The 11805-nt window shown below is 64.2% G+C and carries 11 protein-coding genes; 3 read left to right on the top strand and 8 right to left on the bottom strand.

Going from position 1 to position 11805, the window contains the following annotated elements:
* Positions 1 to 29: 29 nt before the first annotated feature.
* The 6 genes from B7X65_RS04935 to def form a co-directional block, all read right to left on the bottom strand.
* Positions 30 to 911 (bottom strand): dihydrodipicolinate synthase family protein, encoded by an 882-nt coding sequence (locus B7X65_RS04935; protein WP_293593184.1) that lies wholly within the window; start codon positions 909 to 911, stop codon positions 30 to 32.
* 115 nt (positions 912 to 1026) lie between these two features.
* Positions 1027 to 2220, bottom strand: a complete 1194-nt coding sequence (locus B7X65_RS04930) for a phosphoglycerate kinase (protein ID WP_293593183.1) — start codon at positions 2218 to 2220, stop codon at positions 1027 to 1029.
* A 69-nt stretch (positions 2221 to 2289) separates the two neighbouring features.
* Positions 2290 to 2625 (bottom strand): AzlD domain-containing protein, encoded by a 336-nt coding sequence (locus tag B7X65_RS04925; protein ID WP_293593182.1) that lies wholly within the window; start codon positions 2623 to 2625, stop codon positions 2290 to 2292.
* Positions 2622 to 3380, bottom strand: coding sequence for an AzlC family ABC transporter permease (locus B7X65_RS04920; protein WP_293593181.1), 759 nt, complete (start codon positions 3378 to 3380; stop codon positions 2622 to 2624). The genes B7X65_RS04925 and B7X65_RS04920 overlap by 4 nt, the downstream gene beginning before the upstream one ends.
* On the bottom strand, positions 3377 to 4357 hold the full coding sequence (gene fmt / locus B7X65_RS04915) for a methionyl-tRNA formyltransferase (protein WP_293593180.1): 981 nt from the start codon (positions 4355 to 4357) through the stop codon (positions 3377 to 3379). Before fmt ends, B7X65_RS04920 begins: the two co-directional genes overlap by 4 nt.
* A gap of 190 nt (positions 4358 to 4547) precedes the next feature.
* Positions 4548 to 5060 carry a peptide deformylase gene (gene def / locus B7X65_RS04910; protein WP_293593179.1) on the bottom strand — a complete coding sequence of 171 codons (513 nt, stop codon included), beginning with the start codon at positions 5058 to 5060 and terminating at the stop codon, positions 4548 to 4550.
* Positions 5061 to 5248: 188 nt separating this feature from the next.
* On the opposite strand from def, the gene B7X65_RS04905 reads away from it, so the two are divergent.
* From B7X65_RS04905 to B7X65_RS04895, 3 genes are all read left to right on the top strand, one after another.
* Entirely contained in the window at positions 5249 to 6466 is a 1218-nt protein-coding gene (locus B7X65_RS04905; RefSeq protein ID WP_293593178.1) for a LysM peptidoglycan-binding domain-containing protein, read from the top strand.
* Positions 6467 to 6537: 71 nt separating this feature from the next.
* On the top strand, positions 6538 to 7659 hold the full coding sequence (gene dprA / locus B7X65_RS04900; protein WP_293593177.1) for a DNA-processing protein DprA: 1122 nt from the start codon (positions 6538 to 6540) through the stop codon (positions 7657 to 7659).
* 79 nt (positions 7660 to 7738) lie between these two features.
* Entirely contained in the window at positions 7739 to 8263 is a 525-nt protein-coding gene (locus tag B7X65_RS04895) for a DUF494 domain-containing protein (RefSeq protein WP_293593176.1), read from the top strand.
* 122 nt (positions 8264 to 8385) lie between these two features.
* On the opposite strand, the gene B7X65_RS04890 is transcribed toward B7X65_RS04895, so the two are convergent.
* Both B7X65_RS04890 and secF read right to left on the bottom strand, forming a co-directional pair.
* On the bottom strand, positions 8386 to 10818 hold the full coding sequence (locus B7X65_RS04890) for a DUF1631 family protein (RefSeq protein WP_293593175.1): 2433 nt from the start codon (positions 10816 to 10818) through the stop codon (positions 8386 to 8388).
* Positions 10819 to 10845: 27 nt separating this feature from the next.
* A complete protein-coding gene (secF, locus tag B7X65_RS04885) occupies positions 10846 to 11799 on the bottom strand; it encodes a protein translocase subunit SecF (protein ID WP_293593174.1) in 954 nt (317 codons plus the stop codon).
* Positions 11800 to 11805 lie beyond the last annotated feature (6 nt).

Below are 11805 nucleotides of genomic sequence, written 5' to 3'. Positions count from 1 at the left end.
AGGCCGGGTACACCGGCGCACTGCACTGGCTACAGCGCGCCCAGTTCGTGCAGGACCCGACGCACGGTTTCCACACCCTCCGGCGACAACGGTGCTTGCGGGGCCAAGGGATGGCCGACCTCATACCCCTGCAGCACAAGGCCGGCCTTGATGCAGGCCGCCAGGTTGAAGGTGGCAAACACCTGGTTGATGCTCCAGAGCCTGCGCTGCAAGGCCATGGCCTCGCTCCAGCGGCCGGCCCGACACAGCTCGTACAGCGCGATGCTCTGCCGGGGAACCAGGCAGGCAGGCCCGGCCATCCAGCCCGCGCCGCCCATCAGCATGACGGTCGCAGGCACGTGCGACGACGCGGCGAAAACCTCCATTCGGCCCTCGACCACATTCATGATCGACAGCAGGCGCCCGGTGTTGAAGGAAGCGTCCTTGATATAACGGATGTTGGGAATGTGGCTGAGCCGCTCGATGACCGGCAGCTTGAGGTCGGAGCGCTGGAAATTCGGATTGGTGTAGATCACCACTGGCAGCGACACGGCATCGGCAATTGCCTTGAAGTACTGGTAGACACCTTCGTCGTCCACAGGGAAATACGCTTCCAGCACCGCCAGGATGCCGTCGCAGCCCATACGTTCGTACTCCCGGGCCTGACCGACGGCGTCGACGATGGTGGTGGCCGCCACACCGGCCACCACCGGAACCCGGCGGCCGGCGGCCTGCACCACCACCTCCACCACCCGGCGCCGCTGCGCCGGGTTGAGGTAGGCAAATTCGCCGGTCGACCCCAGAGGCGTCAGGCCATGCACACCGGCCGCCATCAGGTCCTGGCAAAGGCGCGTCAGGACCTGCGCGCTGACCTCTCCGTCGGCGTCAATGGGCGACACCAGATAAGGAAAAACACCGTGAAAATCCGTCATCTGCAAACTCCCGGCAGCTATCCGTGGATCCGAAAAAATTCAAGCAAAAACGGCCTCCACCCCTTGCCCTGATTGCGCAGAGAGCTATATTTTTAATAGCAAATGTCGCTCCGGCTCAGCCCGCTGCACGCTTCTGCAGGATCTCGAACGCCGGCAGGGTCTTGCCTTCCAGCACTTCGAGGAAGGCGCCGCCGCCGGTGGAGATGTAGCCCACGTCTTTTTCAATCCCGTATTTGGCAATGGCGGCCAGCGTATCGCCGCCGCCGGCAATGCTGAAAGCGGGACTGGCGGCAATCGCCTGCGCAATGGCTTTCGTGCCGCCCTCAAAGGCGGCAAACTCGAACACGCCCACCGGGCCGTTCCAGACAATGGTGCCGGCGGCCATCAGCTGATCGGCCAGCTTTTTCGCGGTTTGTGGGCCGATGTCCAGGATCAGGTCGTCGTCCGCCACCTCGGTGGCTGCCTTGACGGTGGCGGGCGCATCGGCGCTGAAGGTCTTGGCGGTCACCACGTCGGTCGGAACAGGCACCTCGGCGCCGCGCGCCTTCATGGCCGCCATCACCGCCCGGGCCTCGTCGAGCAGTTCGCGTTCCGCCAGGCTTTTACCGATGGGCAGGCCGTTGGCCAGCATGAAGGTGTTGGCAATGCCGCCGCCCACAATCAGCTGGTCCACCTTCCCGGCCAGTGCCTGGAGAATGGTCAGCTTGGTCGATACCTTGCTGCCGGCCACGATGGCGACCAGCGGGCGCTTCGGATTCGCCAGGGCCTTGGAAATCGCATCCATTTCGGCCGCCAGCAGCGGGCCGGCGCAGGCCGTTTTGGCAAACTGCGCGATGCCGTAGGTCGAGGCTTCGGCGCGGTGCGCCGTGCCGAAAGCATCGTGCACAAAAATATCGCAGAGCGCCGCCATCTTGCGCGCCAGCGCCTCGTCGTTCTTTTTTTCGCCGGGGTTGACGCGGCAGTTCTCCAGCAGCACGAGTTCACCAGGCGCGACGTCCACGCCGTCGACCCAGCCGGACTTCAGCGGCACCTCACGCTGCATCAGTTCGCCCAGGCGCTGCGCCACCGGCGCGAGGGAGTCTTCGGGTTTGAACTGCCCTTCGGTGGGCCGGCCCAGGTGCGAGGTCACCATCACCGCGGCGCCGGCGTCGAGGGCCATCTGGATGCAGGGAATCGAGGCGCGGATGCGGGTGTCCTCGGTGATGTGGCCGCTATCGTCCTGCGGCACATTGAGGTCGGCACGAATGAAGACACGCCGGCCCTTGACAAGGCCTTGGGCGCACAGATCGGAGAAACGGATGAATTTCATGGGGGCTCGCAAGGAAACAGAAGGTAAAAATCGGTGTGCCAGTGATTGTAGGAGCGGGTCCGGTGAAGCCTACCAGCCGAGGTAGACATGCAGCGGCAGGTACACCGCCATGCCGGCCACGATGGTGCCGAGCACGGTGCGGCGCCAGAAAAACCAGGCAGCGCCCGCCAGCGCGGCAAACACGCGCGCGTCCCGCCAGGTGCTGATCAAAGATCCCTGCGTCATCACGATCTCGGGCACGATCACCGCCGCCAGCGCAGCAATCGGCGCATAGTGCAGCCCGCGCTGGGCCCAATCCGGCAATGTCCAGGGTTTGCTCGACAGGAAAAAGAAAGAGCGCGTGATCACGGTGACCACCGCCAGGCCCAGGATGGTCACCACAGTCCAGCCATCGGTCTGCATCATGCGGCCTCCCCGGCTTTGGGACGGCCTGCGTCTGGCCTGGCGGGCTTTTCGAGCATCAGGCAGACCGCCACGGCCGCTGCGATGCCGACCAGGATGTTGAGCTTGAGCGGCAGGGCAAAGGCCGCCACCGCTGCGGCGCCGGCCACACCGGCCGAGATCAGGCGCAGCCGGCTGCTTGCCAGTGACAGCGTGATGCCCAGCAAGGCCAGGATGCCCGCAAACCCCAAGCCCCAGTGCAGCGGCACGGCGTTGGCCATGGCGATGCCGAGCAGGCTGGGCACCACCCAGGCGACCCAGGTGACGGCGCAGTTGCCCGCCAGGCTGGCCTCCTGCGCGCGCAGGGTCGGCAGATCATCGGGCGGCACCGGCTTCGGATGTCGGGCGGTGAACATCACATAACTGAGGTCGGTCGTGAAGTACCCGCCGGCCATGCGGCGCCACAGCGGCTGGTGCATCATGTACGGGCGCAGGTGGGCGCTGAACACGACAAAGCGCAGGTTCACGCAGGCAGCGGTCGCCAGAATCACCCACATGGGCGCGCCGGCCACAATCAGCGGCACCGCCGCCAGCTGCGAACTGCCGGCAAACACGACTACCGTCATCAGCACGCACTCGAACACACTGAGCCCCGACTTGACCATGGCCACGCCGGTCATCAGGCCCCAGGCGGCGGTGCCGGCAGCAATGGGCGCCATGTCGCGCACGCCCTGGCGGAACTCGGGGTGGCGCCACAGCGGCTCTTTGGGGGTATTCATGGTGCGGCCTCCGGGTCTGCACCAAACACCATGCCAGGCGCCAGCGCGAAGCCACGCAGGAACTGCGCGGCTTCCAGCGCCTTGCCGCCCGCCTTCTGCAGGCGCGTCAGGCGCAGTACGCCGTCTGCCGCGGCGACATCCACCCCCTGCTCGCTGACGGCCAGCACTTCGCCCGGCCGGGCGCCGGCCGGCACGGGCCCCGGCCACACGGCCGCCTCCCAGATCTTGAGGATTTCACCGGCCACCGGACTGGCTGCGGCCGGGAAGGGATTGAAGGCGCGGATACGCCGTGCGATCACCGCCGCACTTTGCGTCCAGTCGATGGTGGCCTCGTGTTTTTCAATCTTGTGGGCGTAGCTGATTCCCTGCTCAGGCTGGCGCACGGGGGTCAGCCCGCCGCAGGCCGCCAGCTCCAGCGCCTCGACCATCAGCCGGCCACCCAGGGCCGCCAGCCGGTCGTGCAGGCTGCCGGTGGTGTCGGTCGGCAGAATCGCGATTTTCTCCACCAGCAGCATGTTTCCGGTGTCCAGCCCGACGTCCATTTGCATGATGGTGATGCCGGTTTCGCTGTCGCCGGCCTCGATGGCGCGGTGAATGGGCGCCGCACCGCGCCAGCGCGGCAGCAAGGATGCATGGATATTGAAGCAGCCCAGCCGGGGCGTGTCGAGCACCCACTGCGGCAGGATCAGGCCGTAGGCCGCCACCACCATGGCGTCGGCCTGTGCCGACTCGATGGCGGCGCGTGCTGCGGCAGCGTCTTCGGGATATTTGCCGTCCAGCCGCAGGCTGCGCGGCTGCGCCACGGGAATGTGGTGGTCGAGGGCGAACTGCTTGACGCTGGACGCCTGCAGCTTCATGCCGCGCCCGGCGGGACGGTCCGGCTGGGTCAGGACCAAGGGAATTTCAAAACCCGCAGCATGCAGCTGCGCGAGGGCCACACGGGCGAATTCGGGGGTACCGGCAAAAATAATGCGCATCGGAGGATTTTCGCCGAGTACCGGCCTGGAAAAGTGGACCGTCCAATTTTTCAGAGGCCTGCTTGGCGGAGATGCGCCGTGACTTCTCTTCAAACCAGCCGGGGCCGCGGAACCGGCTTTGCCGGGCCGCAGGCGCAGCGCCCCCTCGGGGCAGCGAGCTACACGCAGTGAGCGAGCGTGGGGACTGTACTCAGACCCGTTCCTCGTCCTTTTTCTGCTTGATCATCTTGGTCTTGATGCGGTTGCGCTTGAGCGGCGACAGGTACTCGACGAACACCTTGCCCATCAGGTGGTCCATCTCGTGCTGGACACACACCGCCAGCAGGCCTTCGGCGCTGTGGGTCTGCAGCTGGCCCTGCAGGTCCAGCGCCCGCACCTTGATGGCGCTGGCGCGCTCCACCCCGTCATACACGCCGGGCACTGACAGGCAGCCTTCGTCGTTGACCTGGGTCTCCGGGCTGGACCAGATGATTTCGGGGTTGATCAGTACCAGCGGCTGGTCGCGGCCCTCGCTGACGTCGATCACAACGACTCTTTCGTGAACATTGACCTGGCTGGCGGCCAGGCCGATCCCCTCGGCGGCATACATGGTTTTCAGCATGTCCCCCACCAAAGTGCGGATACGCGCGTCCACCGCCGCCACGGGCTTGGCAACGGTGTGCAGACGCGGGTCAGGGTAACGAAGGATGGTCAGTTGGGTCATGGTGGCAGGCAATCAGATGTCGCTATTTTCGCTAATTTTCGCCATTTTTCAGCATCCCCGCTGTCGCGAAATGGCATATTCGTTGCCTAATCAAGGGCTTAAGTACAAAATCGCTAGTGATTTATCAAGATACAAACGCGGCGTCCGGCCTTGATGCCCAAGGCCGCGCCAGCCCCAAGGGCCTCAAGATGCAACATATTTTTGGTCGGTTCAGTCAGATTTCAATAGCGGCCGCTCTGCTGGCATCCACCGCAGGTCTGCACGCACAGAATTTCCCGATCACCGCCGGCCAGAAAGCCACGGCCAGCCAGGTGGCCCAAACCGGCGTGCCGCTGAGCGATCTGGCCCCCAATGCCCCCGACGAATACACCGTCAAGCGCGGCGACACCTTGTGGGCCATCTCGGGCATGTTCCTGAAAACCCCGTGGCGCTGGCCCGAGTTGTGGGGCATGAATCTGGATGACATCCGCAATCCGCACCGGATTTATCCCGGCCAGCAGCTGTATCTGGACAAATCCGGCGGCCGCGCCACTTTGCGGGCCCGGCGCGCGGGCGACGGCGACGGCCAGCCCGGCACCGTGCGGGTATCGCCGCGCACGCGTTACGAATCGCTGGCCGACGCAGCCATCCCGACGTTGTCGCCACAGGCCATTGAGCCCTTTCTGTCGGAAGCCCTGATCGTTGATGAAGCCGCGTTTTTGACCGCCCCGCGCATTGTGGCCGCCCAGGAAGGCCGTGTCTTGCTCAGCCGAGGCGACCGCGCCTACGCACGCGGCGTTTACTCAAACAAGGACACCGGCAAGCCGCTGAGCACAGCCAAAGGTGAGCCGCTGGACTATCGGGTCTTCCGCAATGCGACACCGCTGAAAGACCCCACCACCGGCGAAATTCTCGGCTACGAAGCACAGTTTCTTGGCAAGGCCGAGCTGGTGCGCGGCGAGTCCACCGCCAGCGTGAAGGGCAAGGACGGCAAGCTCGTCGATGAGATCATCCCGGCCACCATCGACATCCTCGTCGCGAAGGAAGAAATGCGCGTCGGTGACCGGCTGGTGCCGGAACCGCCGCGCGAACTGCTCAGTTATGTACCGCGCGCGCCACAGCTCCCCATTGAGGGCCAGATTGTCTCGATTTATGGCAGTGCCGTGCGTTATGCGGCGGGCAACCAGGTTGTTGTGATCAACCGCGGCATCCGGGACGGTCTGGAGCGGGGCCATGTCATGGCAATTTTGCGAAGCGGGGAACGGATCACCGACCGCACGGACTCTGCCAGAACACAGATCAAGCTGCCCAACGAACGCAACGGCTTGTTGATTGTCTTCCGCACTTTTGAAAAGCTCTCCTATGCGCTGGTCCTGGAGGTAAGCGAAGGCGTAAAAGTGGGCGACCACTTCGAAAATCCCAATTAAGCATCAGCGCCAGCTTGTGCAGACCGTCTGCATGAATTGCGTTGCCGCCTCCGCCTGAATCCGACCCTTCCATGGACGTTGCTGAACTCGGCGCCTGGTTGCGCCTGTCGCTGACCCCGGGTATCGGCAACGCGGGAGCCCGCCAGCTGCTGGCCGCGTTCGGGTCAGCCCAGGCCATCTTTGAACAGGACGCAAGCACCTTGCGGCAGCTCGGCTCCGACCGCCTGGCCGATGCGCTACTGACCGAGCCCGCCACCCTGGCCGCCCAACTGCAAACCACCCTGGACTGGTTGCAGGGCGCCGACAACCGGCGTGTGGTGACGCTGGGCGATGCCGGCTACCCGCCCGCGCTGCTCGACATCGAAGACCCACCTTCCATGCTTTATATGCTTGGATCCCTCGATCCCTGGGCGCCGGCAGCTATCAATAGCGCAGCTCCCTGCCTCGCTATCGTGGGCAGCCGGAACCCGACGCCGCAGGGGGAAAGCAATGCCCGGCAATTTGCCTGGGTGTTCGGTGAAGCCGGTCTCTGTGTGGTGTCGGGGCTGGCGCTCGGCGTGGACGGCGCAGCTCACGACGGCGCCCTGCTCGGCGGCGGCACCACCCTGGCCGTGGTCGGCACCGGGCTGGACCGGGTGTATCCGAAGCAGCACCTGGCGCTGGCTCACCGCATTGCTGAAAATGGCCTGGTCATCAGCGAATTCCCGCTGGGCACACCGCCCCTCACCGCCAACTTCCCGAAGCGCAACCGCCTGATCTCCGGTCTGTCCCAAGGCACGCTGGTCGTCGAAGCGGCGCTCAAGTCGGGCTCGCTCATCACCGCGCGCCTGGCCGCGGAACAGGGCAAGGAGGTGTTTGCCATCCCCGGCTCCATCCACTCCCCCCAGTCGCGGGGCTGCCACGCCCTCATCAAACAGGGCGCCAAGCTGGTCGAGTCCGCCCAGGACGTGCTGGAAGAGTTGAACCTGCCTCAGCTTTCGACTGCCTTGACCGCAGAACCGGATGCGGACGGACAGCCTGCAGACGACCCGCTGTTTGCGGCGATGGGGTACGAGCCCGTCAGCCTCGACGCCCTGCAGGCGCGCACCGGGTTGGCAACCGCCGAATTACAGGCCCGTCTGCTGGCGCTGGAGATGGCCGGGGAGGTTGCCAGGCTGCAGGGCGGGCTATTTCAGCGCATGGCGAGGGGTTGACGCCTACGGTTACGTCGGGTCAAGGGCCTTCGGCGGCGTACAACGGTCACACCGTTCCCAACTGCGTTATATTGAGTGCATGTTTGAAGTACTGGTGTACGTTTACGAAAATTACTGGCAAGGCGACGCCTGCCCCGAGTTGCACCAGCTGAGCCGCAAACTCACGGCGGTCGGTTTTGAGGCCGACGAGATCCAGGCGGCGCTGGTCTGGCTCAACGGCCTGAACATCGCCGCGCAGAACACCCAGGTTGGTATGCCTGCCGCATCACCGGCCAGCGCCCCCCCTGTCCCCGCAACGGCCACCACACCGCCGGGCTTCCAGCCCCAGTCGGCCGGCAGCCTGCGTGTTTATTCAGTGGCAGAGCAGGACCACCTCGGCGCCCAGGCCCTGGGCTTCGTCAGTTTCCTGGAGTCTTCGGGTGTGCTGCCATCCCACATGCGGGAAATCGTGATCGACCGGGCAATGGCCGCACCGGGAGACCCCCTTGCGCTGGACGACCTCAAGATCATTGTGCTGATGGTGTACTGGAGCTTTGGCGAAGAGCCCGATGCACTGGTCCTGGACGAACTCTGCGACGACGCGGACTTCCGCGTGGCGCATTAGAGCCCCCACGTTCGCTCACTGCGTGTAGCTCGCTGCCCCCCGAGGGGGCGCTGCGCCTGCGGGCCGGCACAGCCGGACCCGCGGCCCCTGCTGGTAAAGAAGGCTCCTCACCGCGCTGGCGATCAGCCCAGCAGGCGCTCCGGATTGGCATCGAGCTTGGCCAGCGCATCGCGGGTGGCGCGCACGGTCAGGGCTTCGTCTTCGGTCGGCACCAGCAGACCGGCCTGCAGGTAGGCCGCCAGACGGCGCGCCTGGATCAGGAAGTTGCGGCCGTCGGTCGATGCAAACAGGTTCAACTGCTTGCGGTCACTGCGCCAGGCAAACTGCACATGGCTGACCTGGCCGTTGTGGTCCAGCGTGAACCAGGACCCGAGCTGCAACTCCTGCGCCCAGGAACGCATGGCCTCGCTGGGCTGGCTGCCACCGTCGGTAATCACCTCGATTTCCGAGGCATCAATGCCGATCATCATGACGAGGCTTTCGGTGTCCAGCGGCAGGTCGCCGACATCCTCGTCCGACAGGTAGTCCTCCAGATTCGCCAGCCGCCTGGACATTTCCTCAATGCGCTCCAGGGAGATGGCATCGGTCTTGGACATGAAGGCGTCCGCCAGCGTATCGCTGATGATCTTCAGGTGCTGGTCCTGCACCGGCGCGGTCATGCCCAGCATGGACATGCCCAGACGCAGCAGGTGCAGCAGCTTGGGCAGGTCGGCAATGACGCGGGCCCGGTCATTCCGGTTGGGCTTGGCGCTGGCGGCCCAGACGAGATCGGCCGCCGCCTGCTTGAGCGTGATCGTGTCCTTGTGCTGGGGCCCGTTTTTCATGGCTGCAATGGCCAGCACCTCGGCCCAGATCTTGAAAAGGAATTCACGGATCTCTTCGCGCACAGGCATGTCGTTGAGCATGTTGCGCATTTCGATGGTGTACTGGATGGCCATGGTTTCCTTCTGTTCCATCTGCTGGGCCACGCTGACCACGCGCGCGGCGCTGCCTTGTCCGGACAGGAATTTCGAAAGGAATTTCTGGAACTCGTCATACACCAGCTGGAACACCCGCCTGCCGGTCTCCGGGTATTGCTCGATGACCTGCACGATGCGCTTGATTTCAATCTCCAGCGCACCGCCCGAGATCGTCGCATCAAAACCAAGCACGCAGGAGCCCATGCGGTCGATCAGCCGGCGTGCCGGATGCTGCAGGGAACCGAAAAATTCCGGTTCTGAAATCGCAACACGCAGCACCGGCATCTGCAGCCTGGCAAACCACACCCGCACGGCAGGCGGAATGCGGTCTTCCGCCAGAATGCTCTGGAACATCAGCGCCACGATTTCGATGGTGGCCTTTTCACTGGATGTGCTCGCCGCCTGCTTGAGGTCGCTGGTGCGCTGGCGCAAGGCGCCTGCCGCCTGCTCCACATCGACGGCACCATAAACCTGACCGGGTGCATCGATCAAGGTGCCTTCGTAGGCATTGCCCGTCGCGGCGCGGGTTTGCACCCTGGACAGGGCCTGCGCCAGCTGGGGTGAGGGCTGATTGGCGTGGGTGTGATCAAAATCAACGGCGTGGTCGGACAGCAGGCGCTTGAGATGCCCCATCACCCCCTGCGCCCGCATGCGCGCCCGTGCCAGTGGCGACGTCCCGGTCTGCATGCGTGTCTCGTCCTGGATCGCTTCCCTGGCTGCGGCGGAGTTTGCGGCCCCCCCCGTAGCACCCGACGAGCTGCCACCGCCACCGCTACCTCCACGCCCTGAACCTGAACCTGAACCTGAACCTGAACGTCCGCCGCCCCCGGCCCCAACGCCCGAAGAGCCCCCTTCAACGCCAGCTTCACCGGACGCCTGCCCGACCGGCGCCGTGGCGCGACGGCCCTCCGGCTTGGGTTTGGCGCGCACGGGTGACGGGCTGTTTGCAGAGGGCGTGCGTTTGACGAGTGCCCGCAGATCGATGTCCACCATCACGTTTTCCTTGATCAGGAACTCGTTGGCGGCGCGGTAGGCCTCCAGCAGATGCTCGGTCAACTGCTGCTGGATCAGGTCCTGCACCGTCAGCCACACCTCGCGCGACAGGGGAGCCAGGGTCCATTGCTCCACCATCTTTTGCGAGAGGACTTCGGGTCGGAGAATGTCTTCCTTGGCGAGCTCGGAAACTCCCTCAAGGCTCTGGACGCGCAGACGCAGGTCGTTGAGCTCCCAACTGGCACTGTCCAGCAGGCGCAAAGCCAGGCGGGAGGCAAGAATCCTGTTCTCCATCACTTCGTTGCCCATCAGCTCGAACTTGCCGGTATCCACCGCCATGCCAGCTGGCGCGGCCGCCGGGAGCAGTGCATTTTTCCAGGCAGCGATGGTGGCGTTGACCCAGACCGCTTCCGAATCCTGAAAGGACAACCAGGCGTCACGGCGATCCTGCATGTCGCGGGCACTGCCGCTCTGCTCGGTCAGGGTCGACAGTTTTTGCCGGATGGCGCCAGCCAGCTCGGGCAGGATGCGCGCGGCGTGGCTCACAAACCGTTCGCGCGCCTGCCGGGCAAGAAGAAGGTCTCTTTTGGTGTTTGCGGCCACGTCCGTATAGATGTTGGTGCGGTTTGCCTAAACCGTTGCCCCGGCATTCGGGTCGTTGGGGTCCTCTTCCTTTTTCCCCGATGGCTTGACAAGGTCTTCGCGCTTGATGCCCAGCCACATCGCAATCGCTGCGGCCACAAACACCGAAGAATAGATGCCAAACAGGATGCCAATCGTCAGGGCCAGCGCAAAGTAAAACAGGGTCGGTCCGCCAAAGAGCAGCATCGACAACACCATGATCTGGGTGGAACCATGCGTGATGATGGTGCGGCTGATGGTGGAGGTGATCGCGTTGTCGATGATCTGCACGGTGTTCATCTTGCGGTAACGGCGGAAATTTTCACGTATCCGGTCGAAAATCACCACCGATTCGTTGACCGAGTAGCCCAGCACGGCCAGCACGGCGGCCAGCACGGAGAGCGAAAACTCCCACTGGAAAAATGCGAAGAAACCAAGAATGATCACGACGTCGTGCAGGTTGGCAATGATGGCCGCCACCGCGTACTTCCATTCGAAGCGAAACGCCAGGTAAATCATGATGCCGACCACCACCATGGCCAGCGCCTTCAGGCCATCCTGGGCCAGCTCTTCGCCCACCTGGGGGCCGACAAACTCGGTCCGCCGCAGGGCGATCTGCGGGTCATCCGCCTTCAGCGCCGCCATCACTTTCTCGCTCTGCTGGGCGGTGGTCACGCCTTTTTGTGCAGGCAGCCGGATCATCACTTCACGCGCCGTGCCGAAATTCTGCACCTGCACATCGGTAAAGCCCAGGCCCGCCACGGTACCCCTGACCTTTTCGACATCGGCGGGCTGCGAATAGCTGACCTCCATCACCGTGCCGCCGGTGAACTCCACCGACAGATGCAGGCCACGCGAAAACAGGAAAACCACGGCCAGCACAAAGGTCGTGAATGAAATCACATTGAAGATCAAGGCATGCCGCATGAACGGGATGTCTTTGTGGATTTTGAAGAATTCCATGGCGTT

The organism is Polaromonas sp. 39-63-25 (genome assembly GCF_002278925.1).
In the GTDB taxonomy this organism is placed as follows: domain Bacteria; phylum Pseudomonadota; class Gammaproteobacteria; order Burkholderiales; family Burkholderiaceae_C; genus Polaromonas.
The sequence above is the reverse complement of the archived record's forward strand: the minus strand, read 5'-3'. Positions and strand labels throughout refer to the sequence as shown.